Raw genomic sequence first — 26,219 nt, forward strand, 5'->3', positions numbered from 1 at the left:
GAAAGCCTTTGAAATGACTGTAACTGTGCGTTTCGCTCCGTCGCCGACGGGCTATATTCATATCGGCAACACGCGCACTGCGCTGTCCAATTGGCTTTTTGCCAAGAAAAACGGCGGCAGATTCATCCTGCGCTATGACGATACGGATGTTGAACGGTCGCGTGTGGAATATGCCGAGGCCATCGCCGTCGATCTCGACTGGCTGGGCGTGAAACCAGACCGCATCGAATATCAGTCGAAGCGTTTTGATGTTTATGCCCGCGCAGTGGAAAAGCTGAAGGCCGCAGGCCTGCTTTATGCCTGCTATGAAACCGCTGACGAACTGGAGCGCCGCCGCAAGCTGCGTCTCGCGCGCCGCCTGCCGCCGGTTTATGGCCGCGAGGCGCTGAAAATCACCGATGCGGAAAAGGCTGCTTTCGAGGCGGAAGGCCGCAAGCCGCATTGGCGTTTCCTGCTGCCGAATTTCGAGAGCGATCCGTTCGTAACACAGCGCACCGAAGTTCATTGGGAGGATCTGGTGCGTGGTCCACAGGTCGTCGATCTGGCATCCATGTCGGATCCGGTGCTGGTGCGTGAAGACGGCACCTATCTCTATACGCTGCCTTCGGTCGTGGATGATATCGATCTCGGCGTCAGCCATATTATCCGTGGCGACGACCATGTGACGAATACAGGTGTGCAGATTGCGATCTTCCGTGCACTTGGCGCTGAGCCGCCAGTCTTCGGACACCATAATCTGCTGACGACCACGACGGGCGAAGGACTTTCAAAGCGCACGGGTGCGCTTTCGGTCGGCTCGTTGCGTGAAAATGGCTACGAGCCGATGGCGGTTGCTTCGCTGGCTATCCTCATAGGCACGTCGGAAAACGTCGCCGCTGCACCAACCATGGATGCGCTGGCAGAACGTTTCGATCTTGCGTCGATTTCAAAATCGTCGGCCAAGTTCGACCCGGCAGAACTGGACACACTCAATCGCGCATTGTTGCACGAAATGTCTTTTGCAGATGCCAAGCCGCGTGTCACAGCGCTTGGTATTGAAGGCGAGAAGGCCGAGCCATTCTGGCTCGTTGTGCGGGGTAATCTGGATCGCTTCGGCGATGTGCAGCATTGGTGGCAGATCGTGACCGGCGATTTGCCGGAAGCGCCGGAACTGTCGGATGAAGATCGCGAATTCGCGCGCACCGCGTTCACGCTTCTGCCAGCAGCCCCCTGGGATCAGCAGACCTGGAAGATGTGGACGGATGCGATCAAGTCGGAAACGGGACGCAAGGGCAAGGGGCTCTTCATGCCGTTGCGTCTGGCGCTGACCGGACAGGCTCACGGGCCCGAGCTGGCCGACCTCTTGGTGCTGATGGGGCCGGAAAAAGCTCAAAGCCGACAGCCCTGATCGGTTCGTTTCGATAGAAACAAAAAAAGCCGGCGCAGTGGATACTGTGCCGGCTTTCTTGTTTTGGAAGGTGCTTACTTGCGAAGTTTTGCCTTGCGGGCAGGCGCTTCGCCTGCGCGCTGCAGCGCTTCCACAATCGACAGAGCGGTCATGTTGACGACGCCGCGTGATGTGACCGAAGGCGTCAGAATATGTGCCGGGCGGGCCGCACCGAGCAGGATCGGGCCGACATGCAGCGCATCGGTGACGGTCTTGACGACGTTCAGCGTGATATTCGCCGCATCGAGGTTCGGGAAAACCAGAAGGTTGGCTTCACCCTTGAGGCGCGAATTCGGGAATACGCGGTCGCGCAGCGCCTGAGACAGGGCCGAGTCACCGTGCATTTCGCCGTCAGATTCAAGATCTGGAGCCTTTTCCGCGAGAATGGCCGCAGCCTGACGCATCTTTTCCGCACTGGCGCTTTCCTTCGAACCGAAGTTCGAATGCGAAACGAGTGCAGCTTTCGGGACGATACCGAAACGGTCGATTTCCTTGGCGGCGAGAATTGCCATTTCGGCAAGCTCACTCGCATTCGGATCGACATTCACATAGGTGTCGGTCAGGAACAGCGCGCCGCGCTGCGAAATCAGCAGGCTGAGTGCGGAGTAATCGCGGATACCCGGCACAATGCCGATGATCTGGCGCACAACGCGCAGATGGCGTTCGAACCGGCCTTCGAGGCCGCAGATCATCGCATCCGCTTCGTCACGCATCACGGCGAGTGCCGCAATGGCGGTCGAATTGGTGCGCACGATGGTGCGGGCAGCTTCCGGCGTGACGCCCTGACGGCCCGTATAGGACAGGTACAGGTCGACATAGTCGCGGTAGCGTGGATCGTCTTCAGGGTTGATCAGTTCGAAATCGACGCCCTGACGGATTTTCAGGCCATAACGGCGCAGGCGTGTTTCAACAACCTGTGGACGACCGACGAGGATCGGCGCAGCGATACGTTCTTCGATCACCACCTGCGCAGCGCGCAGCACACGTTCGTCTTCACCATCGGCGTAGATGACGCGCTTCGGCTTGTCTTGCGAGCGGGCGGCCGCGAAGACCGGCTTCATGATGAGGCCCGAGCGGAACACGAAGCGGTTCAGCCTGTCGAGATAGGCTTCCATATCTTCGATCGGGCGCGTGGCGACACCGGTTTCCATCGCAGCCTTGGCGACAGCCGGAGCAATACGAAGGATCAGGCGCTGATCGAAAGGCGACGGAATGATGTAATCCGGGCCGAAGGTCGGCGTGTCGCCGGAATAAGCCTTGGCGGCCACATCGGAAGGTTCTTCACGCGCAAGCGATGCAATGGCCCGCACGGCGGCAAGCTTCATCTCTTCATTGATCGCGGTTGCGCCGACATCGAGCGCGCCGCGGAAGATGTACGGGAAGCAAAGAACGTTGTTGACCTGGTTCGGATAGTCGGAGCGTCCGGTGCAGATCATGGCGTCGGCGCGCGCAGCGCGTGCCTCCTCTGGCATGATTTCCGGCTTTGGATTGGCAAGCGCCATGATCAGCGGCTTTTCGGCCATCTGATTGAGCAGTTCCGGCTTCAGGACGCCCGCGGCTGAAAGGCCGAGGAAAACATCTGCACCACCGATGACATCGGCCAGCGTGCGTGCGTCGGTCTTCTGCGCATAGATTTCTTTCCAGCGGTCCATCAGCGTGTTGCGGCCTTCATAGACCACGCCTTCCAGATCGCAGACCCAGATGTTTTCACGCTTGGCGCCGAGATTGACGAGAAGATTGAGGCAGGCGAGAGCCGCCGCACCGGCACCGGAGGTGACGATCTTGGCGTCTGCAATCTGCTTGCCTGCAAGTTCCAGACCGTTCAGCACAGCGGCGGCCACGATGATCGCCGTACCATGCTGGTCGTCATGGAAAACCGGAATATTCATCTTGGCGCGAAGCTGTTCTTCAACTTCGAAACATTCCGGTGCCTTGATGTCTTCCAGATTAATGCCGCCGAAGGTCGGTTCAAGAGCGGAAACCACATCGACAACGCGGTTGATTTCAAGCGCATCGATTTCGATATCAAAAACATCGATATCGGCGAATTTCTTGAACAGGACGGCCTTGCCTTCCATAACCGGCTTCGATGCAAGCGCGCCGATATTGCCGAGGCCGAGAACAGCCGTACCGTTCGAAACAACCGCGACGAGGTTGCCGCGCGCCGTATATTCGGCAGCGGTTGCCGGGTCTTCCTGAATAGCGAGGCAGGGCGCGGCCACGCCCGGCGAATAAGCGAGCGCAAGGTCTCGCTGGTTTCCGAGCGGCTTGGTTGCCTGAATTTCCAGCTTTCCGGGCTTCGGATATCGATGGAAAAACAGGGCTGCTTCATCGAAGTCCGAACGCGTCGGCGTGGAAGGAGTTTTCTTGGTCATAGTCGCATCGCTTTCCATTTTTCCGCACCGCCGGGATGATGAGCGGCGCGTGGAGGGTGCAATCACATGCACACCGAGCCTTTAAACACGTGGGTCGGGCGCTTTGGGTTTTAGCTTAAACTCTCACGTCCCATTAGGCCCGTTTTGGAGAATGAGTTTATCTGTAATGTTGTGGCCGCATCAGAAGGCACTTTGATAAGCGCCGCCGTCAATAACGAGATTCTGGCCCGTTATATAGCCTGCATGCTGCGAGCAGAGAAAGGCGCAAGCCTTTCCGAACTCTTCCGGCTGGCCAATCCGTCCGGCCGGGATACGCGCCGCGCGTTTTGCGGCTTCCGCTTCTGCGGTGGTGCCGGTCTTCTGCGCGGAGAAGGCAAAGCCCTTGCGCAGACGGTCCGTATCGAAGGCGCCGGGCAGAATATTGTTAATGGTGACATTGGCCCCTGCAACGGTGCGCGCAACGCCAGCCAGAAAGGCCGTCAACCCGGCACGGGCGCCGGACGACAGGTCGAGCCCTGGAATGGGCGCATAAACTGAAGTGGAGGTGATGTTGACGATACGTCCAAAGCCGCGCTCGACCATGCCGTCGATGACGGCCTTGATCAGCTCAAGCGGGGTGACCATGTTCTGGGTCACGCCATCGAGAATGGCTTCGCGGTCGAGCAGGCGGAAGTCGCGGAACGGCGGCCCGCCATTGTTGTTGACGAGAATATCGGGGTTGGGGCAGGCGGCAAGCAAAGCCAGCTGGCCTTCCGGGGTCGAAACATCAGCAGCCACGGCAACCACATTGACGCCATAGGCTGAGCGGATGGCTTCAGCTGCTTCAAGCAGCGTTTCTTCACTTCGACCGTTCAGCACGATATCGCATCCTGCTTCAGCCAGTGCTTCGGCGCAGGCGCGGCCCAGACCTTTGCTGGAAGCGCATACGATTGCCTTGCGACCTTTCAAGCCCAAATCCACGGCTCGATCCTCTTTGCTTTTTTAAAGGTCATGGAGACATGCCACCAAGCACCAAGTGCAATCAACCGGATTCTGGTTGACGCGGTGATGTGTCCACTTTTCTCGTGCTCGAATTGGGCATTTTTCGGTGTTTTTCACGCACAATATTTGGTGATCATAGCTTTCAGATGGCTGTCAGCCCGTTCGCCGCTGTCATATGCGCGTTACAGTCCCGTCATGCCTCTGTGACATGAATCAGGTTCTCTGCATGCAGTTTCAGGTTGCCATTGAGAGGGACAACCAAAATGAGCACTGACGCAGCACAGGCGAAGAAATTCCGGACGATTTTCATCTCGGATGTGCATTTGGGTTCAAAGGCCGCGCAGGCCGACCTGCTTCTCGATTTCCTGCGTTATCATGATGCGGATACGATTTATCTGGTCGGCGACATCGTCGACGGCTGGCGGTTGCGGCGCAACTGGCACTGGCCGCAGGAACATAACGACGTTGTCCAGAAGCTGCTGCGCAAAAGCCGCAAGGGCACCAACATCATCTATATTGCCGGCAATCACGATGAGTTCCTGCGTAATTTTCAGGGAACACATTTTGGCGGCATTGAAGTCATGAACCGCTCCATTCACGAGACGGCGGATGGCCGCAAGTTTCTTGTGATCCACGGCGATCAGTTCGACGTGGTGGTGCGCAATGCGCGCTTTATCGCTTATCTCGGCGACTGGGCCTACGATACCGCGATCTGGATCAACACATTGATGAACCGTGTGCGGTCCCTGTTCGGTCTGCGCTACTGGTCATTTTCGGCCTGGGCAAAGTTCCGGGTGAAGAAGGCGGTTAATTTCATCGGTGAGTTTGAAACGGTGGTGTCGGAAGAGGCGAAGCGTATCGGTGTTGATGGCGTCATTTGCGGCCATATTCACCACGCCACCATCGAAAAGATGAATGATGTTGAATATATCAACACCGGCGACTGGGTGGAAAGCTGCACAGCGGTGCTGGAGCATTTCGACGGGCGTATGGAACTGGTCAGCTGGACCCAGATGCGCGACGAGAAATCGTCCGGCGGCAAGGCCATTTCTCACGATACTTCCTCTGACGGCAACAGAATAGTCCGGCTTCCCCGCACTGCCCGTAATGCGGCGAAAATTGCCGGATGAACAAGCTCGTCATCGTCACCGACGCCTGGCATCCACAAGTCAACGGTGTTGTTCGGACACTGACCAAATGCCAGGAAATGATGCGTGCACGGGGTTACGAGGTGGTCGTCGTTTCCCCACTCGATTATAAGTCGTTTCCGTGCCCGACCTATCCCGAGATCAGGCTTGCTCTCACGACGCCCGGTGCATTTCGGCGGCGGCTCGTCCAGATGAAGCCGGATTATATCCATATCGCCACCGAGGGCCCGCTGGGCTACATGGCGCGGCAGGCGTGCCTGAAAATGGGCTGGAGTTTTACCACCAGTTTTCACACGCGCTTTCCTGAATATGTGGCGGAGCGCTTTCCGGTTCCGTTGAGCTGGAGCTACGCGTTTCTGCGGCACTTCCACAATGCCGCTTCGCATACGCTCGTTCCCACACAGTCCATTCTCGATGATCTGAAAGAGCGCGGCTTTACCGGTCTCAATCTATGGACGCGCGGCGTGGATCGGGGTGTCTTCCACGCCCGCGCCAATGTGAACCGCGATCTGCCGGGGCCAGTCTTCATCTGCGTTGGACGTGTTGCGACGGAAAAGAATCTTCCGGCCTTTCTCAGTCTCGATCTTCCCGGCACCAAATTGATTGTCGGTGATGGTCCAGCGCTTGATGATCTGAAAACACGCTTCCCGGATGCGGTATTTGTCGGCAAGCGGGAAGGCGAGGCGCTTGCGGAAACCTATGCTTCCGCAGACGTCTTCGTTTTCCCCAGCCGGACAGATACGTTCGGTCTCGTACTGCTTGAGGCGATTTCATCCGGCCTGCCTGTTGCGGCATTTCCCGTACCGGGATCAAAAGACGTCATCGGCGCGACGGGCGCAGGTGTTCTTTCCGAAGATTTGCGCGCGGCCTGCTTGGCCGCGCTGGAGCTTGAACCATTCGATCCCGAACAGGTTCTAAAACCCTTCACCTGGGAAACCTGCGCCGACATCTTTGAAGAGGCTTTGACCTCGATTGCCGGTGATCGTCCGCCAGTTCGAGATTATCGAGAGGCAGCTCAGCCCCAGACGGTCGCTTCCGGCGGGTAAACAAGCGCGCCGTCGTAACGAAGGCCCGGATCGCGGTCATGTGCAAGCAGTAGTGGTCCGTCCAGATCCACCACCGTTGCCTTCTGGGCGAGCAGCACTGCGGGCGCCATACCGAGCGATGTACCGACCATGCAGCCGACCATGATTTTCAGGCCAAGACCAATGGCCTTTTCGCGCATCACCAGACCTTCGGTCAGTCCGCCTGCCTTGTCGAGCTTGATGTTCACCGCATCGTAGCGCTTCGCAAGTTCTTCCAGACCCTCTGACGTATGAACGCTTTCATCGGCGCAGATCATGACTGGACGCTCGATCTGGCTCAGGATCGCATCCTTGCCAGCGGGTAGGGGCTGCTCGATCAGGATCACGCCCGCATCGGCGGCAGCGCGCATGTTTTCGGCAATGTTCGCGTCGGTCCAGCCTTCGTTTGCATCAATGATGATCCGGCTGTTCGGTGCCGCGGCGGCGACAGCGCGAATGCGCTCAATGTCATTTTCGCCGCCCATCTTCACCTTGATCAGAGGGTAATGTGCAACTTTGGCCGTGGATTCTGCCATTTCCTCTGGCGTGCCCAGCGAAACGGTAATCGCCGTTTCAAGCGGCTTGAATTCACCGCCCAGCGTATAGGCAACACTTTTACCGGTGATCTTGGCCTCCAGATCCCACAAGGCGCAGTCGACAGCGTTGCGCGCGGCACCCGCGGGCATCAGCTTCTGAATGTCCTGACGTGTCGCGCCGCTTTCGATTTCTGCCCGGACGGCTTCGATCGCGGCAGTGACGCTTTCAATGCTCTCACCATAGCGCGCATAAGGAACGCATTCGCCGCGCCCCAGATGCTCACCGTTGCCGATTGCACACACAACAACAGCAGCTTCGGTCTTCGATCCGCGAGAAATTGTGAATTTTCCAGCGATAGGGTAGCGTTCAACGAGGATGTTCAAGGTATTCTGCATGGAGAGCCTTCCGAATCTTAATCCCGAAAAGTTGATGGGCTTTTGGGATGAGATAGTGCGTGAGAGCGCGAAATTGGGGTATTCGTCTGATTCATCGGGCGGATGCTCCAATACGTTGTATTTCGGTCGTGTTACGACTCGTATATGAGGTTTGCCATGTTGACCGACACTGCTGACAAAGCAAGGGCTGCTGCGAATGTCGCGCCAAAGATCGATGTGACGGATCAGGATGGCGTGCGCCTTGTTCGCCTGAGTGGGCGCTGGGTTTCGCAAAGCGTCCATCTCGTCGATGACAAAATGCGCAGCCTCGAAAAAGTCGCGGATGGTCAATCCATACAAATCGATGCTTCCGGTATATCGGGCCTCGACACGGCTGGCGCTTGGCTTGTCGAGCGGTTGAGGCAGCGTCTGCTCACCAACAAGGTTGATGTGAAGCTTGAAGGTGTCCGTGAATCCTGGTCTCCGCTAATGGATGAGGTTGGCGGAGCGGTAGAGCGGGCGCTCGATGTTCCGCGTGTCAAGAAGCCGTTCTTTCTGATAGCGTTTCTGGCCGCTTTGGGGGGCGGTGTCGTATCGATTTTCGACGACTTTAAAATGTCGATGCATATTCTGGGCGCGACTATTCGTGGCGCGCAGCTCAAATATGGTCGCGGAAGCGGCATTCCGATTGCAGCCATCGTAACGCAGATGGACCGCATGGGCGTCGGCGCCATTCCCATTATCATCCTGATGTCGACCATCGTCGGCGCGATCATCGCGCAGCAGGGAGCGTTTCAGCTGCGCTATTTCGGTGCTGAAATTTTCGTCGTCGATCTGGTCGGCATTCTGGTCTTGCGTGAATTGGGTGTGCTTTTGACCGCGATCATGATCGCCGGTCGTTCCGGCAGCGCGATAACGGCGGAAATCGGCTCCATGAAAATGCGCGAGGAAACCGATGCGTTGACGGTCATCGGGCTCAATCCCGTTGGTGTTCTGGTGTTTCCGCGCCTCGTCGCGCTTGTGATCGTGTTGCCGCTGCTGACCATTATATCCAATCTGGCTGCATTGGTCGGGGCGGGCGGCGTCGCGTGGTTTTATTCCAATATCTCGCCAGAGGCCTTTATCAGCCGTCTGCATGATGCCGTGGCGCTGAACACCTATTTTGCTGGTTTGATCAAAGCGCCATTCATGGCGATGATCATCGGTATTCTCGCTTCGGTCGAAGGTATGAAGGTCGGCGGAAGCGCAGAATCGCTTGGTCGCCGGGTCACCGCATCGGTGGTGAAGGCGATTTTCGTGGTTATCGTCGTCGACGGCATGTTTGCGATGTTCTACGCAGCGATTAATTTCTAGAGATTTGTATGACCGTTGTTTTGTTTGGGGTCTTTGAGACACAGTTACACAGAAAACTGAACCTGCGGTCGCTTTCGGCTGTTCAGTCGGAAGCTTGGCTCGGTTAAAGAATAGATATGGAGAACGGTATCGACGTAGAGTCGCAACCACAGCAGGATGAAAGCCATCACACGACGAAACCGATCATATCGGTACGCGACGTGACGGTTTCGTTTGGCCGTTCGCCGGTGCTGGATAAGCTTTCGCTCGACATTTACAAGGGCGAGGTACTGGGCTTCATCGGTCCGTCGGGATCGGGCAAGTCCGTGCTGATGCGCACCATTCTAGGGCTGAACAAGAAGCAGTCTGGCGAAATCGAGATTCTCGGTCGCAACATTGATCGCCTCAATGAGATGGAAAAAATGGCCATCGACATGCGGATGGGCGTTCTCTTCCAGCATGGTGCACTGTTTTCCGCGCTCAATGTGCTTGAGAATATTCAGGTGCCGATGCGTGAATATCTCGATCTGTCGCCAAAGCTGATGGATGAGCTGGCGCGACTGAAGATCGATCTGGTGGGACTGAAGCCGGATACGGCAGAGAAATTTCCGTCGGAGCTTTCTGGCGGCATGATCAAGCGCGCCGCTTTGGCGCGTGCGCTGGCGCTCGATCCGGACATCGTCTTTCTCGACGAACCGACATCGGGGCTTGATCCGATAGGTGCTGCGGAGTTCGACGAACTGATCGCGAACCTGCGCGATACGATGGGCCTGACCGTCTATATGGTCACGCACGATCTCGACAGTCTATTCGCTATCTGCGACCGGATAGCTGTTCTGGGCAACAAGAAAGTGCTGGTCAGTGGCACAATCGAAGACATGCTGCATGTAGACGATCCTTGGGTTAAATCCTATTTTCGGGGCAAGCGCGCGCGCCAGATTGATCCTTCGGCGCCAACAAGACGGCGGCCCGGCAGCCGCTTGCAGACGGGATAAGATATGGAAACAAAAGCCAATTACGTTCTGGTCGGGGTTTTCACGCTGCTTGTCAGCCTGCTGGCTTTCGGATTCGTGTACTGGATCGCACGCTTCGGTGAGGCTCGCGATTCCATTCCCATGGATGTGCGAATTCCAGGCTCTGTGACGGGCTTGTCCGTCGGCAGCCAGGTGCTCTTCAACGGTATCAAGGTCGGTGATGTTCGTGGTTTGCATCTCGATGAGAGCAACCCGGAAATGGTGATCGTGCAGACCCGCGTAAACGGCAGCACGCCCATCACGCGTTCGACTGCTGCAACGCTTGGTTTTCAGGGACTGACCGGTCAGGCCTATATTGAACTCAAAGGCGGTCGTCTGGATGAACCGAACCTGCTGACGGAAGCGGCCAAGGAAGATACCGTTGCACGTATCGATGCCGACCCGTCTGCGGTCAACAATCTCCTTGCCACGGCGCAGGACATTTTTGGACGCGCCAACACCGTTCTCGGCGAGCTGGAAGGTTTTGTCAAAGAGGCCCGTGGTCCTCTGACCGACACGATCAACAACACCAAGACATTCACCGATGCATTGGCCAAGAATGCCGATGTCATCGACGAACTCGGCTCCAACGCCGGTAATATCAGGCAGATCATCGAGGACGCGAAGGAAACGATGGCGCGTCTCAACGCTGCTTCGGTTCGTGTTGACGGTATTCTGGCCAAGACCGACAAGCTCTTGTCCACGGACGACAAGGACGGTGTTGTGGCGCAGGCCAAGGCAACGCTTGAATCCATTCGTCAGACTTCAGACAATCTCGACAAGCGTTTGGGACCCATTGCAGACAACTTGCAGCGTTTCTCCGGCCAGGGTCTTCGGGACGTGCAGTCGGTGGTTGTTGATAGCCGCCGCTCCATACAGCGCATCGAGCAGGCCATCACAGAGCTCGAACGCAACCCGCAACGTTTGATTTTCGGCGGGCAAGGCAGTGTACCTCAGTATAATGGAAGGGCGCGTCATTGATATTCTCGGCTGAAAATTCGAAAAGCGGGTTTATGGGCGTGAAATCGCGTCGCAACCTTCCTCTTGCGGGTTCCGTTTCTCTCGTTCTGGCGGCGCTTCTTGCTGGCTGTGGAACGACACCTCTCGATACGTTTAACCTCTCGACGCCGAAGCCAGCGGTTTCGTCGCCGAGCCGCAAGAGCTTGCAGTTGCTGATCCCAACGCCGACGGCGTTGAAGGCGCTCGACAGCGAAAACATCGTGATCAGTTCCGCGCCGGGTTCCATCGAGTATCTCAAGGGCGCGCAGTGGGGCGACAGGCTGACGAATATCGTTCAGTCCCGCCTCGTCCAGGCCTATGAGAATACCGGGGTGTTTGGCGGCGTTGGCCGTCCGGGTGACGGTCTGGCGATCAATTACCAGATCCTGACCGATCTTCGTATGTTCGGCGTTCAGGTCAGCGGCGGCTCCAGAACGGCTGTTGTAGAGCTGGCCATCAAGCTCATGAATGATAAAACCGGTGAAGTACGCGCAACGCGCGTGTTTCGCAGTACCGCGCCTGTTAGCGGAACCGGCAATGCGGCTTACGTGAAGGCGCTGGATGCAGCCTTTGACCGTGCCGCAAATGAAATTGTCAGCTGGACGGTTTCGGCTATTTAGAGCGCATCCCGAAAAGTGTGAAACGGTTTTTGGGAAAGATGCGCGTTAAAACAAAGAATTAGAGTGTCGACGGTCGGGCCATTCGACAGAAATGAATAAGGCGGGGTTCAAACCCCGCCTTTCTTTTTATCAGGTAATCGCAAAGCCACTTATGGAGAACCGCTGCCGTGTCGTAGAGACGAGCGGTTTCCCTGAAATTCCTCCCGTTGGGGCAATAAAAAACGCGGCCCGAAGGCCGCGTTCTGAATGGTTTGGCCTCTGGCGCTTGTTAGCGAAGGCGACCGCTGGCATGGGCCAGCATGGTGTAAACCTTGCCGGTATCGGACGTCAGATAGGTCTGCGTCACCATGTTGTCGCGGTCGTTACGGGCGACATCTTCAAGCAGGCGCTGGAAGTCGTCCATGTAACGGTCCACAGCGCGGCGGAATTCGCCATCCGTCTGATACTTGCGCTTGATGTCGTCAAACGTCTGCTGGCCCTTGAGCGTGTAGAGGCGACGGGTGAACACGTTGCGCTCGCCACGGCGGTAGCGGTCCCAGAGTTCAACCGATGCTTCATGATCGATAGCGCGGGCGATATCGACCGACAGCGAGTTCAGCGATTCAACCACATGGCTCGGCGAACGTGGAGCGGCGGTTGGCTGTGCCTTGGGCTGAACGGCTTCTTCTTCCTCACGCGATGCGCGGGCAAGGAGATCGGAAACCCAGCCACGAGGCTTGTCAGCGGTGGCAGCAGGTGCCGTTGCAGCCGGAGCCTTTGGCATTTCAACCGGACGCTGCCGAACGGCGACATCAGCCTGTGCGACCGGAGCAGCGGGCACCTGAACCGGGGCCGGGCGCTGTGCAGCGGGCGCAGGACGCGAAACCGGGCGGTCTGCGCGGCTTTCGCCAACATCGACCAGACGGCCAGACTTGTTGACGATTTCTGCCAGTTCCTTGAGCGCGCTGATCTGCTCACTCACGGCCTTGCGCATGGCAGTCGTGGTTTCCTTGGCTTCGGCAGGCATATCGAGAACGCCGCGCTTCAGCTCGCCACGCGTGGTGTTCAGCTCAGTGCGAATTTCGCCAGCGGTGCGACGGATATCGTCGGTTGCTGCCGAGAACTTCTGGGCTGCCTGCTCGACGATTTCCGAAACGCTTTCGCGCATCTTTTCCGCCGATGCTCGGGTCTGGCCTTCTGCACGCTGGAATGCCGAAGCAACCAGAGTTTCGAAGGACTGCATGAGCTTTTCGATGCCTTCCGACTTTTCGACGAGGCCGGATGCCAGCTTGTCGAGCGCCTGCTGGCGGTCGGACAGTGTGGTAACCAGACCGTTCTGAGCCGAATTGATCATGTCGGAGGCCGAGGAAAGAACCTTTCCATGGTCTTCGAAACGGTCGGCAATGTCGGCAATCTGCGACAGGGTGCTATCGGAAAGCGCACGCAGCGTACCGATATTGGTGTCGATCAGACCGGTCGATGCCTGGAACATCTGCGCGGCGCGGTTGGTGTTCTCGACAAAGCTCGACGTGGTGTCGACGAGACGTCCGTCGATGTCGGTCAGGTTGCGCGTTGCAGCGTCGATCAGCTTGCCAAGCTCGCCATTCGACGTGGAGAGGCGGTCGATCAGCTCGCTGACATTGTCGGAGAGACCAGCCTTTGCCTGCTGAACAGCGGCGATGGTTTCTGCCGTGCGGTTTGCCAGGGCATTGACCAGAGCGGCATTTTCCGAACGCAGGCGGTCGGTTGCGGCATGGGTTGCTTCTTCAAGCTGCTGTGCCAGACCGCGTCCGCTATCGGCAAGGCGCTGTACCAGCGGCTCTGCCGTATCGTTGAGGATCTTGGTGATTTCCTGCGAGCGGGCAGAGAGAACTGCATTGAGTTCACGCGTGCGCTCTTCAAGCGTAACAGCCGTCGTATCCGTGACCTGCGCGATGCGGGCTTCCACAGAACCGAGTTCCATTGTGATGCGCGAGCCAATGTCACCGAGACGGGTGGCAATTGCGTCGGCGCGTTCAGCAAGACGGGCTTCGGTGCCTGCCAGATTGTCGGCAACGCTGACCGAGAAGGTTTCGCTATGACCGGCAAGGGTCTCGCTCGTCTTCGATGCGGTATCGGCGATGCGAGCCTCGATAGCGCTGAGTTCGCCGGTGAGGCGGTTCTCGATGGCTTCCAGACCGCTGGCAATAGCGCCAGCGCGTTCATTGAGGCGGATTTCGGTGCCTGCCAGATTATCGACAACGCTGGCTGCAAAAGCCTCGCTGTGACCGGCAAGGGTCTCGCTCGTCTTGGTTGCCGTATCGGCAATGCGTGCTTCGATGGAACCGAGTTCGCCGGTGAGGCGGGTTTCGATGTCACCGAGGCGTCCGGCAATCGCGTCGGCGCGGTCACCAAGCCGGGCTTCCGTGCCAGACAGATTGTCGATCAGGCGTGCGCTGAAGGCTTCGCCGAAACCATCCAGAGCCTGACCGGCCTTGGCTGCTTCTGCGGAAAGCGTGCTTGCCGCTTCGCCGATCTTTTCGCGCAGCGAGGTGGCAACAACACCGGCGCTCTGTTCCAGCGCACGGCGAACATTGTCGACGCCGATAGAAAGCGCCTTTTCCATGGTCTGCGTGCGTTCTTCGATAATGCCGGTCTGGCCTGCGAAAGCATCGTTGATGACGGCGCTGCTATCCGCAATGACGTTACGCAGGTTGGCAGTATGCTCTTCAATGGCGCCGTTCTGACCCGCGAATGCCTGATTGATGAGGGCTCCGCTTTCAGCGATGACACTGCGCAGATTGGCGGTGTGTCCTTCGATAATGCCGGTCTGACCTTCGAAAGCCTGACCGATTGCCGAAGCACTGTCGGCAATTGCGCCGCGCAGATTGGCAGTGCGCTGATCCAGAACGTCGCTATGGTCTTGCAGGGACTGATTGAGCGAAGACGTGCTGTCGCTCAGCGTTGCGCGGATGGCCGCTGCACGCGTTTCAATCGTCTGCTCATGACCGTTCAGAATATCAACCAGCGAGTCGTTATGGTTGCTCAGAACAGAGCGCAGGCCGCTTGTGCGTTCTTCGACATGGCGAACATGCTCGCCGAGCGTTGCTTCGAAAGCATCGCGTCCGGCTGCGATGGATTCGCCGAGTGTTGCGGCGCGTTCGTCCAGAATGCGTGCCAGCGAAGACTGGTTGTCGGCAATGAGCGCCTGAAGCGAGTTGACGCGTTCATCGAAGGCGCGCGCCATGATTTCGCGATTTTCGTTGAAATTATCGCGCATTGCAGCCGTGCGTTCATCCATCAGCTGAGCAAGCATGGCCTGATTGCCGGTGATGACGGTATGCAGCGCGGTAGCGCGTTCTTCGAGCGAGCGGGCATGATCGGCAAAGCTCGCATCCAGCAGGGCCGAATGGCTCGCCATTGCCTGCTGCAGCGCATTGGTACGCTCTGCCAGAATGGCGGCATGATTGTCGGCGACAGAGTTGAGCGCCGACGCGCTGCCGTCAATCGCATTGCGGATGTCATCGGTGCGGGCCGCCAGCGTATCGGCGTGTCCGCGGATAACTTCCGAAACACGGTCGGTTTCGCCTTCCAGCGAAGCGGCCAGCACATCGCGGCTTTCGGCCAGCTTGCCTGCAAAGGCCGCTGCCTTTTCACCGAGAAGATTGCCAACGCTTTCACCGATCGAGGTCAGATCGTCGCTGATCTTCGTCTTGGTTTCATCGATCATCGAGCTCAGCGAAGCGCGACCGCCGGAGAAGGTCTCGGCGATTTCACGCGTGCGGGCGATAAGGTTTTCGTTGATCTGACGCGAACGGGTTTCCAGAGCGGCGTTGAGCTTTTCTGTGCTGCTGTCGAGTGCATGGGCGCGAGCCTCGAACTCGGAAAGCAGGGCATGACCGCGTTCGGACAAGGTGCCTTCCAGATTGGCAAGGCGCGTGTCGAATTCGCTGACCATCGATTCCGTGGAGCTGCCGAGCAGGTTGGCAATGCCAGCGGCACGTTCGTCGAGAGCTGTCGTGAAGCGTTCGGAAATCGTGCGGGACTGTTCGTCCAGCGTCGCGATACGCGTATCGAGCAGATTGGCAAAAGCCTCGCCCGAAGTCGTGATGCGCGAGCCGATATCGCCGGTCCGGGTTTCAATGGCTTCGGCAATGGAGCTGCCGCTTTCATTGATGCTGCCGATCAGGCGTTCGCCGGATTCGCTCAACAGCGAGCTGAGCTGCTGGGAAGCAGACAGAACATTGTCGCGAATGATGTTCGATGCGCTCGACAGTTCTTCCTTGAGCTGTTCATGCGCGCCGGAAATCGAGGAGCGGACGCGTTCAGCATGACTGACAACGGCTTCACGCTCATTACCCAGATCACCGACCAGCGAACGAATACGAACTTCATTGTCGCTATAGGCGCGTTCAAGCTGATTGACTTCAGACTGAACGAGGGTTTCCAGCTCGACCGCACGGGCAAGCGTGCGCTCGATGCCTTCATTCATTGCAGCCACTTCGCGGCGCACGGCCTGGCTCAGCGTCGAAACGCGGTCAGCCGATACGGCTTCCGGCTGAAGCAGCTTCATGGCGGCTTCAGACATGCTGCGCGCAGCGTTGTGCATTTCCTGCGCACGCTTCACAAGCTGCGCAAAGCCCCAGAACATGGCGACGGGCAGGGCAACGCCTGCAACCACACCAATGCCTGCAGGTGAGGTGAAGAAGTTTTTGGTGGCTTCAAGACTGGAGAAGACAGTCGGATCGATAGCCTTGCTAAGCGCGACGCCACCGGCGGCCCAAAGCACGCTGATCGCCGTCGTGGTCCAGTAAAGCTTGGATGTACGCTCGGTTACACGGCGCGGTGCGGTCGCGATAGCGCGGTCGTTGCGGGAATCGTCATTGGCGGGCGTGCGTGCTGCGGGCGTTGCAACGCTGACGGTTGCTGCCGGAGCGACAGGACGCAGGATGGCTTCCGGAGCTTCCGGCACGTCTGCAAGCTGAGGCGAAGGAGCGGCTTGCGTCGTGTCGGGCTTAACCGGGGCAGGTTTGTGCGGCGTATTGGCGACGATTTGCTGTATTGGCTGCTGCACGGAAGGTGCGGCTTTGACCACCGGCGGCACGGGCGGCGCGGCAGGCGTGGCGATGACGGATGCAGAAACGATGGGCGCGACCCTGGTTTCGATTGCCGCTGCTGCGACCTTCGCCGGCTCTGCTGCCTTCGTGTTCTGTTCCGCGACCAGCTCTTCAGCAGCGCGCGAAATCTGCTCTTCCAGATCGTCGACCGAGAAGCTCTCGTCGAACGCACTTAAGTCCATATCGATATCGAGATCATCACCGAAGTCGATGTCGAGTGCCTGTTCTAGTGCCTTTTCAACCTCAAGGTCGAGCTTCTGTGCCTTGGATTTGGAAGCCATTGTTCGCCTACCTCGTACTCAATTACCGTGACGGCCGGATCGTCAAAGAGCCGTTACTAAACTTTATCCGCCATTTTGCATCGTACCGGCTCGGTCCTGTTAAGGAAATAGGCGACGCCCGCTGATGCCTAAAACTTTAAATACAAGGTTAACAGAAAACGTTTGGGTTCACTAAAATGCGATGTTTCCGGGCTTTTTGCAATTATCAGCAAGTTGTGGAAATCAGTAGGGGTCGCTTTTTGCCATTCGAAAGGCGGTGCGAATTCGTTAACAAAATTGCCCGTATTTCGAATTCATGTTCCGGTATTGCAATCTTAAGGTGTATTGCTTTGGTGCAGGATTCGTTGATCCAATGGTCTGCATACCCATTTTTTTCATCATATGCCCCAATCTTGCACAACGGCAAGGCAGAGTTTTGCAGAAAACCTATTATATCGTCGCTGGCGCAGCCGCTTATACATTATATAACACGGCATATTGGCGCAGTTGGGCTTAACGGGGCACTCACAGTTGAAACTAGGGCCGGAACGCCGTATCTGCCTTTGCAAGATTATGCGTGCAGATCCCAATTTAGGGTGATCCGCCGCGAAGGATAAAAGATCGCGTGGCTTCACGCGTTTCAAGGAATGAAAATGACCAAGATCGTATTCGTATCCGCAGACGGCGCGGCACGTACCGAAGTTGAGGCCGATAACGGTTCCAGCGTGATGGAAGCGGCCATTCGCAATGGCATTCCGGGCATTGATGCGGAATGCGGCGGCGCTTGCGCCTGCGCAACCTGCCACGTCTATGTGGATGAAGAATGGACGGAGACAGTTGGCGGACCCGATCCGATGGAAGAGGACATGCTGGATTTCGCCTATGAGGTGCGTCCGACTTCGCGTCTGTCCTGCCAGATCCGCGTGACCGACGCTATTGACGGCCTCGTCGTTCAGGTGCCGGAACGCCAGAACTAAGAGGATGGCAGCGGCTCCGGGGATCGGTATAAAAAGCGATATAGCGATCATCGGGGCAGGGCCGGTTGCACTCTTCGCCGTTTTCCAGCTTGGCCTGTTCGGGTTCAAATGCCAGCTGATTGACGCGCTGGATCGGCCGGGCGGACAATGCACGGTCTTTTATCCCGACAAGCCGATCTTCGATATTCCGGGCTTCCCGACGATCATGGGCGACGAACTGGTGTCGCGGCTACTGGAGCAGATCACGCCTTACAGTCCTGCATTCCATTACGGTCAAACGGTCACTTCGCTGAAACGCGCAGGAGAGCGCTTTGTCCTGACCACAGACAATGCTGGCTCATTTTCGGCTGATGCCGTGGTGATTGCTTCGGGTCTGGGGGCGTTCGGACTGGATGGTCAGATCATGCGTCCTGATCCAATGGCCGAATTTGGTTTGGAGCGGGCAGGCAATGCGATTGCCGTTTCGCCCGAAAGCTTCGCGACGTCACAGCCCGATATCTATGCGATTGGCGATGCCTGTCACTATCCGGGTAAGTTGAAGCTGATCCTATCAGGCTTTCATGAAGCCGCTCTCATGACGCAAGCCCTGCGCAAGAGATTGCAGAAAGCCGGATCTTCGTAATCAGCGCGGCAGCTGGTTCATCTTTTCAAGACGATAAGTCAGCAGGCGCTCGAAGCGCTTTTCAAAATTGATGGTCTCAACGCGGTCGAAGCGTTGCTGGGCCTCGTCATGTTCTTCCATCAGACGTGCGGTAATCTTGTCGATATCCTTGCGCAAAACGGCGCAATCCGAACGCGACCGAAGTGCACGGATCTGCCGTTCCATCTCGCTGGCATGGCTGCGTGCGATGACGATGTGGCTTTCCTCGTGACGGCGAATATCCTGATAAAGCGTGTCCCAGATCAGCGCCAGTTCCGGCGTCGCCTTGCGGCGTTGCGCCCAGCGTGGCAACGAGACCTTCGCGTGAACATTGACGTAGACGTCCTGCACTTTGCACGCCTTGCCCGTTGCGCGGCCGTAACGGACCTTGGCGTCAAAGCGGATTTCCGCTGCGCCCGGATGATGCTGTCCGGTTTTCTTCAGGAAGGGGCCGCTACGGGACAGTGCCTTATCCAGTTCGGCGGGCGTCTTGCCATTCACGGTGTAATATTTGAATTCACGGAAGATAGAGGCGGCGTCGGCCTGAGATGCAACGATTGCCAGAGCTGCGCCAAAAGCCAGAATCCGCTTTTTAAAAATCATATCCTGGCACCTTTTTTCTAAACTCTGAATAAACTCAATTTTTGCCGTCGCAGCTTGGCATGCAAACGTCAAGAGAACTATAACGCATCTCGTTAAATGACATTGGACCAGCTTGGTTGCATCGCGGGTCTTAATTAACATCTATACAGGAATAACCGGAAATGGCGAAAATCTGGCATCTGGCTCACGGGCGCAGCCTTGAGTTCGGGGAAAAGTCCGTGATCATGGGCATTCTCAATGTCACGCCGGATTCCTTTTCCGATGGCGGGCATCACAGCGAGTTCGAAACGGCGCTCGCTGCTGCCGAAAAGATGATTGAGGACGGCGCAACCATCATCGATGTCGGCGGGGAATCGACCAGGCCGGGCGCGGAAAGCGTCGATGCCGCGACTGAAGAGGGCCGTGTCGTGCCGATTATCAAGGCGCTGACGGAGCGTTTCGGCTGCATCATTTCCGTCGATACCTATCGGGCATCGACTGCCAGAGCGGCGGTGGAGGCCGGCGCGCATATCGTCAATGACGTCTGGGGCTTGCAACGGGAACCGGCTATCGCCGATGTTGCTCGCGAAACCGAGGCGGGCCTTGTTATCATGCATACGACCCGCGACCGGGAAACCGATCCTGATGTCATCGAAGATCGCGCCGTCTTCCTGAACAAGTCACTGGAGATTGCAGCAGCGGCAGGTATCGATCGATCCCGCATTGTTCTCGACCCCGGCTTTGGCTTCGGCAAGAGCGTCGAAGACGACATTATCTTGATGGCGCGAATGGCGGAGTTGCAACGTTTCGGCTACCCTTGGTTGGTCGGTACGTCACGCAAGCGCTTTGTGGGCACGATCACAGGTGAGACCGACCCGTTGAAGCGTGATATAGCTACATCTGCGACTTCGGTGGCGTTGCGACTGGCAGGAGCCGACATCTTTCGCGTTCACAATGTCACTTTTAATAGAGACGCTCTTGCAGTTGCGGATGCTATCCTGCAAGTGAAGCGCAGCCAAAATAGAAAGTGAAGCCGTGTACACGATCCGGATTATGAATTGCGCATTCTTTGCGCACCACGGCGTGTTCGATGAAGAACACAAACTCGGTCAGCGTTTTTATGTCGACGCCATTCTGGATGTCGATCCGGGCAACGCGCTGGAAAGCGACGACATTGAAGGCACCGTCCATTACGGGACGGCTTTCACGGTGATCGAGGAAATCATCACCGGTCGTCAGCGTTATCTGATTGAAACGCTGGCGCTTGATGTCGCCAAGGCTCTGAGCAAGCGGTTTCCGCAGGTCAAACGCGCGGAAATCACTGTTCGCAAGCCCAATGCGCCGGTGCCGGGTGTTCTGGATCATGTCGAGGTTACGGTGGTCTATCCGCAGTGAGCGTAGCCGCAGGACCTTATCGCGCCTGGCTTGGCCTTGGCGGGAATATTGACGACCCCGTTATTTCAATGGCCAGTGCGTTGCGCATGCTGGATGCGCGCGCCGATACAAACGTCGTGGCTGTTTCGTCTGTCTATCGCACCCCGCCATGGGGCAAGACAGATCAGGCTTGGTTTCACAACGCCTGCGCAGAGCTGGAAACCAAGCTCGAACCGCTTGAACTCATTGCAACATGTCTAGATGTCGAACGCTCGTTGAAACGTGTGCGGTTGGAGCGTTGGGGACCGCGCATTATCGATATCGACATTCTGGCGATGAAAGATGCTGCCGGGCAGCCGATAAAGATGGCTCTGCCGGAACTGCAGCTGCCGCATCCGCGTATGCAGGAACGGGCCTTCGTTCTTGTGCCGCTCAACGATATCGCACCGTCACTGGTGGTTGCCGGACGCACGATTGCTGAGTGGAAAGCTGATATTCCATCATCCGAAATAGAAAAAGCCCGCACGGATGCGGGCTGGTGGAACCAATAAAACTGTAAAAATCAGTTCTTGGCGATGCTGCCGACGGCGACATTATCAATGCGCTTGAGGCTCATGCCGATGACCGGAACAAGTTCCTTTTCGACACGCACGGACACGGTGACATTCATCGTGTTCTGATCGGAAACGCGGGCCAGCATGGCGCCGTTCAGCTGTTTGCGATTGAGGCCGAAAACCATCTTGTTACCGCTGACGGAACCCGACGTCACGTCGAGGCCTTTGCCTTCCGAGCCGTCATTGAACTTGCCGGAATAACCGGAGCCGACGCGCGTGACGGTTGCCTTCATGGGCTGCGAAAAGACGCCGACGCGGCAACTGCCGTCCAGTGTCATGCCAACCGCATCGTCCGGTGTGGAACCAGCGAGATTGCAGACGAATTTGGTGCCCTTGTACTTGCCGGCAACGATTTCACCGGGACCGGACCACTGGCCTTCGATCGTCTGGAAAAACTGCTTGTCCTTGTCTGCGGCCAGAACCGGCGCAGCGGAAAGCGAGACGGGCAGCAGCGTCAGGCAGGCAGCGATGCAATTCTTCATAGTCGGCTCTGTCCCGGAATTTGCGACCTCAACTGGACGCCATTCCTAATCGTTGTTGGTCAGCATGTCACGACCGAATGTCATGTCATACGCTGCAAAAAGCCGGAATGACCGGCAATATCAGAAACAATCGGACTGAATGGACACGTCGAAACAGGATTGTGCCAAACGACCAGATCACTCGATTCTGACGCAGGATTTCTATCTGCTAATAATCGTCTTGAATGGTTAACGCTTGGTTTTCATCGGGCCGAAAGTCGGACGGTTTCTCCCGAAAACTCACGGCTGTGTTTTACCCGTGGACGTCTTTCCGGACTTCGGAGTGGCGGTTCTGTCGGCATTGAGGCGGGCCAGATCGCCGATAAAATCGCTGACGCCGGGACGTCTTTCCGCATTGAACGGGAAGGGGCGCACGACGTCCATTGCTGCTATGCCGATCCGCGCAGTCATGAGGCCGTTGACCACGCCTTCGCCGAGTTTGGCCGATAGTCGCGATGCCAGACCCTGGCCGACCAGCTGCTGGATCACGCTGTCGCCCATGGCGAGTGTGCCGGTGACGGCCAGATGGGCGAGAACACGCCGCGCCAGCTTGATGAAGCCCAGTGTGCCGGGTCTGCCGCCGTAAAGCTGCGAAAGCCTGCGAATGAGCCGCGCCGACTCAAAAATCACATAACCGATATCAACAAGCGCCCGCGGGCTGATCGCTGTGACGATCGATACACGCTTCGATGCATTGAGAATGAGCGTGCGCGCTTCACGGTCAAGCGGGCGCAAAATTTCGGTTTCCGCAAGCCGGATCAGATCTCGCCCATCGATAATGTCGTCGGTCAAACCGTTGAGTAGCTGACGTCCACGCGCCGTTTCCGGGAGATTGGCCGCAATGCCGCGCAGGTCATCGACAGCTTTGCGGGCTGCTGCCATGTCGTCACGCTCGGCGGCATCCGCTGCGTCCTTGCGCAAATGCTGCACGGAGGCGAGCCGCCGCAGGGCCAGCAATTCCCGGGTGATAATGGCGATGAATGCGGCGAGGGCTACGAGCGCTACCGCCAGTGCGGTCCAGCCAAGCCAGTCGGCACGGGCGAAAAGCGCCTGAATAAGATCTTCGGTCCAGATGCCAACGGCGAAGGAAACGAGAATGCCCAGTGCGCCGGTCAGGATTTTTCCGAGCGACCATCCGCCGAACCAGCCTTTGCGTTTGGGCGCTTCGAAGGCTGGATCAAGGATTTCGAGTTCGGCGGCTTCTTCGTCGCTGAGTTCGAAAATATCTGGCTCAACGACGATCTGCTCCAGATCTTTGACAGCACGAGGGCGGCGTGGCGTATCATCTGAAGCTTCCGGGAGAGGCTTTGCGCGGGGCGGAGCATCAACCTTGAAGGAGGTCGGTTTGCGCGGTGTGTCGTCGCTCATGCCAGACGATCTCCGATCAGGAACTGAAGGGCGCGGTCCAGCCTTATGTGCGGGAGCGACAGCGTCACCCCCTCGGCAGTGCGTTCAAGTCGTGGAGGACGGAACCGGACGAAGCGAATGGCAGGGTCTTCCGGCGTGGAAACCTGTTCAAAGATAGTATTAGGATTCTTTGGCAAGTCACCGGGAAATATAGCTGTTTCTGTTTCACCATCAAATATCTCGCCATCGATACGCTCGCCCTTGAGCGGTGTGCCGACGATGACGGGGAGAACCTCTTTTCCTTGCGTGACGGTGGCTTCGTGGGTTGCCCGCACTGCCGCCATGGCCAAAACATCAATGTCCGCGCCCGAAAAATTGGCGCGCTCGATGGCACGCTCAACGAGACGGCGCACAATAGCCTGCAACCGATCATGGCTTTCATGATGCAAATGGTCGGCCTTGGTCGCCGCCACGAGAATGCGCCCGATACGGCGTTGAATAAGGCCGGTGAGAAGATTGGCACGTCCGGGCCGGAAGCAGGACAGAATGTCTGTCAGTGCACGTTCGAGGTCCGCCACCACTGCGCCACCGGCATTCATGGCCTGCATCGCGTCGATCAGCACGATCTGGCGGTCGAGCCGTGCAATATGTTCGCGAAAGAACGGCTTCACGACATAGGTTTTGTAGGCTTCGTAGCGCCGTTCCATCATGGCGGCGAGCGTTCCGGCCTTTATGTCCTCCGGTGCAAGATTGGGCAGTGGTGCAAAGGTCAACGCGGGCGAGCCATCGAGATCGCCGGGCATCAGAAACCGACCGGGCGGCAAGGTGGAAAGCGCTCGCTCATCGGCTTTTCCGGCCCGCAGATAGGCGGTGAAGCTTTTTGCCAACCGCTGAGCGCTCAACTCGTCAGCCTTTTCGGTCGGATCGATAGATGCCGCTTCCACCAACCATGGCTGCGCAAGGTCGATATGGGTCGGTTCGTTGGCAAGCGCGAAGGAATCGGCGCTGAATTCGGCATAGCTCTTGCCGAGCAGCGGCAGATCGAGCAGCCATTCACCGGGATAATCGACAATATCGACCGAAAGTCGTCCGGGAGACAGCCAGCGTCCCCATGCAGAGGCTGTTTCGTATTCAATGGTCAGACGGAGCTGCGAAATGGCGCGCGTGGAGTCCGGCCAGATACGCTCATCGATAAGCGCCGAGAGATGTTCCTCATATTGAAAACGCGGAACGGCGTCGTCGGGCTGCGGCTCCAGAAGCGCGCGAGAAATACGGCCTGACTTATAAGCTTCGAACATCGGCAGCCTGCCGCCGTGAACGAGATTATGCACCAGTGCGGTAATGAAAACCGTTTTACCGGCGCGGGACAGTCCTGTCACACCAAGGCGCAGCGAAGGAGAAAGAAGCCCGGTCGCACGTTCCGTCAATGTGTCCAGTGCAATCTTGGCTTCATCGCCGATACTGGTTAGCTTTGCCAATGAGGTCCTCGCAGGGTGAATTCCCGTTCAAGCTATAAATAAGATGACGAGCCCATTTCGCAAGAAGAAGGCCGCTCAGCTTCATCTTTCAAGCTCATGGCTGCGGAAAACTCTCAAGAAATCCGTGTTCGCGACTGAGATCGCTCAGCTTTTCTGAAAAGGATATGGTGGCGAGGGCGGCGGTGGGAAAACCGGCATGCAGCCGTTCGAGGCTATCCGGATCGCCTTTTGCACAAAGCGCAAGTGCCAGATCTTCCATGCTGGGATTGTGCCCGACCAGCATTAGCGTCTCGACATCGCCATGCGCGCGGATGGATCGCAGATACTCTGCCGCGCCGCCGCTATAGATTTCGTCGTCGATGACGGTTTCCACTTCGACGCCCAGTCTTTCCAACAGGCCGAAGGCGGTTTCCCGGGTGCGGCATGAACCGGACAGCACCACACGGTCGGGCGCGAGGCCTGTTGCGCGCATCGCTTCGGCGAGCCGATCAAGCGCAGCATGGCCCTCTACATCCAGCGGTCTGTCGAAGTCCTTCATTCCGGGCTTGGCCCAAACGGCTTTGGCATGTCGTAGGAGAAGCAATCGACTCATGTGCACCGTCCCGAAGCTGGTTACACAGATGTTTTGACATGAATTTCGCTAAAATGCGCGGTGGTTGCGTTGTGTGATGTGATTTTCCACCGTTGCCTGACGTTGTTCACAGCGGATTTATGCCGATTTATTGGGCATAATAGAGCAACGAAATCTGAAATAGTGAATTCATGTTTCCCATTGCAATCTAAATTTAATCGCCGCTGTCATCCTCCAGACATAATGGGCGGCGTATCTGTGGCGCGCGTCATTTGCACAATTTTTTTGCAAATACACACAAAATTGATGCACTAAAAAGTAGTGGGATACGTTTCTTTGATGTTGTGTCGACTGGACGATGGACTTATATAACCGCACGCGTCTCCTAGATGTGGGGTGATTCAGAATGAGTGAATTAATCGACCTTGACTATAGGCCCACTGAAGACGAACCGTTCATGAATGAACGGCAGAAGTCTTACTTCCGCGCGAAACTAATCGCGTGGAGAAATGATATTCTGCGCGAAGCGCGTGAAACGCTTGAAGCGCTACAGCAGGAAAATGCAAACCATCCCGATCTGGCGGATAGGGCATCCTCCGAAACGGACCGGGCAATCGAGCTTAGGGCTCGCGACAGACAGCGGAAGCTGATTTCCAAAATTGATGCGGCTCTGAGCCGGATTGACGAAGGCACATATGGTTTCTGTGAAGAAACCGGCGAGCCGATCAGCCTGAAGCGTCTGGATGCACGCCCAATCGCGACGTTGTCTATTGAGGCGCAGGAACGTCATGAGCGTCGTGAAAAAGTTTATCGCGACGACTAATAACATAACGTTGGTTTGAGAAATTTCGAAGGCTGCGGGCAACCGCAGCCTTTTGTTTTTGCATATTATTCAAATGAAAACGCCAGCG

Annotated in this window: 22 protein-coding genes; 13 read left to right on the plus strand and 9 right to left on the minus strand. The window is 57.1% G+C overall.

Annotated features, from left to right (window positions below; translation table 11 throughout):
- Window positions 1-13 precede the first annotated feature (13 nt).
- Entirely contained in the window at window positions 14-1,387 is a 1,374-nt protein-coding gene (gene gltX / locus QBD01_RS23890; RefSeq protein ID WP_280994818.1) for a glutamate--tRNA ligase, read from the plus strand.
- 74 nt (window positions 1,388-1,461) lie between these two features.
- Here the strand turns inward: gltX and QBD01_RS23895 are convergent, their stop codons facing one another.
- The gene (locus QBD01_RS23895) at window positions 1,462-3,801 is read right to left on the minus strand and encodes an NADP-dependent malic enzyme (RefSeq protein ID WP_280994819.1); all 2,340 of its coding nucleotides are present in this window, start codon (window positions 3,799-3,801) and stop codon (window positions 1,462-1,464) included.
- A 180-nt stretch (window positions 3,802-3,981) separates the two neighbouring features.
- Complete coding sequence (locus tag QBD01_RS23900) at window positions 3,982-4,761, minus strand: SDR family oxidoreductase (RefSeq protein WP_280994820.1); 780 nt, start codon at window positions 4,759-4,761, stop codon at window positions 3,982-3,984.
- 284 nt (window positions 4,762-5,045) lie between these two features.
- Between QBD01_RS23900 and QBD01_RS23905 the strand changes: the two genes are divergently transcribed.
- Both QBD01_RS23905 and QBD01_RS23910 read left to right on the plus strand, forming a co-directional pair.
- Entirely contained in the window at window positions 5,046-5,912 is an 867-nt protein-coding gene (locus QBD01_RS23905; RefSeq protein ID WP_280994821.1) for a UDP-2,3-diacylglucosamine diphosphatase, read from the plus strand.
- Window positions 5,909-6,976, plus strand: a complete 1,068-nt coding sequence (locus QBD01_RS23910) for a glycosyltransferase family 1 protein (RefSeq protein WP_280994822.1) — start codon at window positions 5,909-5,911, stop codon at window positions 6,974-6,976. Before QBD01_RS23905 ends, QBD01_RS23910 begins: the two co-directional genes overlap by 4 nt.
- Here the strand turns inward: QBD01_RS23910 and dgcA are convergent.
- Window positions 6,946-7,926 carry an N-acetyl-D-Glu racemase DgcA gene (dgcA, locus tag QBD01_RS23915; protein ID WP_280994823.1) on the minus strand — a complete coding sequence of 327 codons (981 nt, stop codon included), beginning with the start codon at window positions 7,924-7,926 and terminating at the stop codon, window positions 6,946-6,948. The two genes, QBD01_RS23910 and dgcA, sit on opposite strands and share 31 nt — an antisense overlap.
- A 156-nt stretch (window positions 7,927-8,082) precedes the next feature.
- Here dgcA and QBD01_RS23920 point away from each other — a divergent pair, with 156 nt between their 5' ends.
- The 4 genes from QBD01_RS23920 to QBD01_RS23935 all read left to right on the plus strand — a co-directional run bounded on the left by QBD01_RS23920 (window position 8,083) and on the right by QBD01_RS23935 (window position 11,869).
- Complete coding sequence (locus QBD01_RS23920; RefSeq protein ID WP_280994824.1) at window positions 8,083-9,258, plus strand: ABC transporter permease; 1,176 nt, start codon at window positions 8,083-8,085, stop codon at window positions 9,256-9,258.
- A gap of 116 nt (window positions 9,259-9,374) precedes the next feature.
- Window positions 9,375-10,232: an ABC transporter ATP-binding protein gene (locus QBD01_RS23925; protein ID WP_280994825.1), complete on the plus strand. Its 858-nt coding sequence runs from the start codon at window positions 9,375-9,377 to the stop codon at window positions 10,230-10,232.
- Window positions 10,233-10,235: 3 nt separating this feature from the next.
- Window positions 10,236-11,231 carry an MlaD family protein gene (locus QBD01_RS23930; protein WP_280994826.1) on the plus strand — a complete coding sequence of 332 codons (996 nt, stop codon included), beginning with the start codon at window positions 10,236-10,238 and terminating at the stop codon, window positions 11,229-11,231.
- A gap of 32 nt (window positions 11,232-11,263) precedes the next feature.
- The gene (locus QBD01_RS23935) at window positions 11,264-11,869 is read left to right on the plus strand and encodes an ABC-type transport auxiliary lipoprotein family protein (RefSeq protein WP_280994827.1); all 606 of its coding nucleotides are present in this window, start codon (window positions 11,264-11,266) and stop codon (window positions 11,867-11,869) included.
- 268 nt (window positions 11,870-12,137) lie between these two features.
- Here QBD01_RS23935 and QBD01_RS23940 read toward each other — a convergent pair whose 3' ends face one another.
- Window positions 12,138-17,225 (minus strand): kinesin, encoded by a 5,088-nt coding sequence (locus QBD01_RS23940; protein ID WP_280994828.1) that lies wholly within the window; start codon window positions 17,223-17,225, stop codon window positions 12,138-12,140.
- Between the two features lie 632 nt (window positions 17,226-17,857).
- Here QBD01_RS23940 and QBD01_RS23945 point away from each other — a divergent pair.
- Both QBD01_RS23945 and QBD01_RS23950 read left to right on the plus strand, forming a co-directional pair.
- A complete protein-coding gene (locus tag QBD01_RS23945; protein WP_182520397.1) occupies window positions 17,858-18,181 on the plus strand; it encodes a 2Fe-2S iron-sulfur cluster-binding protein in 324 nt (107 codons plus the stop codon).
- 4 nt (window positions 18,182-18,185) lie between these two features.
- Window positions 18,186-18,803 (plus strand): FAD-dependent oxidoreductase, encoded by a 618-nt coding sequence (locus QBD01_RS23950; RefSeq protein WP_280994829.1) that lies wholly within the window; start codon window positions 18,186-18,188, stop codon window positions 18,801-18,803.
- Here QBD01_RS23950 and QBD01_RS23955 read toward each other — a convergent pair whose 3' ends face one another.
- Complete coding sequence (locus tag QBD01_RS23955; protein WP_280994830.1) at window positions 18,804-19,424, minus strand: DUF922 domain-containing protein; 621 nt, start codon at window positions 19,422-19,424, stop codon at window positions 18,804-18,806. It abuts the gene before it with no gap.
- Between the two features lie 161 nt (window positions 19,425-19,585).
- Between QBD01_RS23955 and folP the strand changes: the two genes are divergently transcribed.
- The 3 genes from folP (at window position 19,586) to folK (ending at window position 21,328) form a co-directional block, all read left to right on the plus strand.
- Window positions 19,586-20,434, plus strand: coding sequence for a dihydropteroate synthase (gene folP / locus QBD01_RS23960; protein ID WP_280994831.1), 849 nt, complete (start codon window positions 19,586-19,588; stop codon window positions 20,432-20,434).
- Between the two features lie 4 nt (window positions 20,435-20,438).
- Window positions 20,439-20,798, plus strand: a complete 360-nt coding sequence (gene folB / locus QBD01_RS23965; RefSeq protein ID WP_078338572.1) for a dihydroneopterin aldolase — start codon at window positions 20,439-20,441, stop codon at window positions 20,796-20,798.
- A gap of 68 nt (window positions 20,799-20,866) precedes the next feature.
- Window positions 20,867-21,328, plus strand: a complete 462-nt coding sequence (gene folK, locus QBD01_RS23970) for a 2-amino-4-hydroxy-6-hydroxymethyldihydropteridine diphosphokinase (protein ID WP_280994868.1) — start codon at window positions 20,867-20,869, stop codon at window positions 21,326-21,328.
- A gap of 11 nt (window positions 21,329-21,339) precedes the next feature.
- On the opposite strand, the gene QBD01_RS23975 is transcribed toward folK, so the two are convergent.
- The 4 genes from QBD01_RS23975 to QBD01_RS23990 form a co-directional block, all read right to left on the minus strand.
- Window positions 21,340-21,873: a hypothetical protein gene (locus QBD01_RS23975; RefSeq protein ID WP_078338574.1), complete on the minus strand. Its 534-nt coding sequence runs from the start codon at window positions 21,871-21,873 to the stop codon at window positions 21,340-21,342.
- Window positions 21,874-22,152: 279 nt separating this feature from the next.
- A complete protein-coding gene (locus tag QBD01_RS23980; protein ID WP_280994832.1) occupies window positions 22,153-23,280 on the minus strand; it encodes a TIGR01620 family protein in 1,128 nt (375 codons plus the stop codon).
- Complete coding sequence (locus QBD01_RS23985; RefSeq protein WP_280994833.1) at window positions 23,277-24,737, minus strand: YcjX family protein; 1,461 nt, start codon at window positions 24,735-24,737, stop codon at window positions 23,277-23,279. The genes QBD01_RS23980 and QBD01_RS23985 overlap by 4 nt, the downstream gene beginning before the upstream one ends.
- A 94-nt stretch (window positions 24,738-24,831) precedes the next feature.
- The gene (locus tag QBD01_RS23990; protein ID WP_280994834.1) at window positions 24,832-25,329 is read right to left on the minus strand and encodes a histidine phosphatase family protein; all 498 of its coding nucleotides are present in this window, start codon (window positions 25,327-25,329) and stop codon (window positions 24,832-24,834) included.
- 385 nt (window positions 25,330-25,714) lie between these two features.
- On the opposite strand from QBD01_RS23990, the gene dksA reads away from it, so the two are divergent.
- Window positions 25,715-26,131, plus strand: coding sequence for an RNA polymerase-binding protein DksA (dksA, locus tag QBD01_RS23995; RefSeq protein WP_078338578.1), 417 nt, complete (start codon window positions 25,715-25,717; stop codon window positions 26,129-26,131).
- Window positions 26,132-26,219 lie beyond the last annotated feature (88 nt).

The sequence above is a fragment of the Ochrobactrum sp. 19YEA23 genome, assembly GCF_029909865.1.
Classification (GTDB): Bacteria; Pseudomonadota; Alphaproteobacteria; order Rhizobiales; family Rhizobiaceae; genus Brucella; species Brucella gambitense.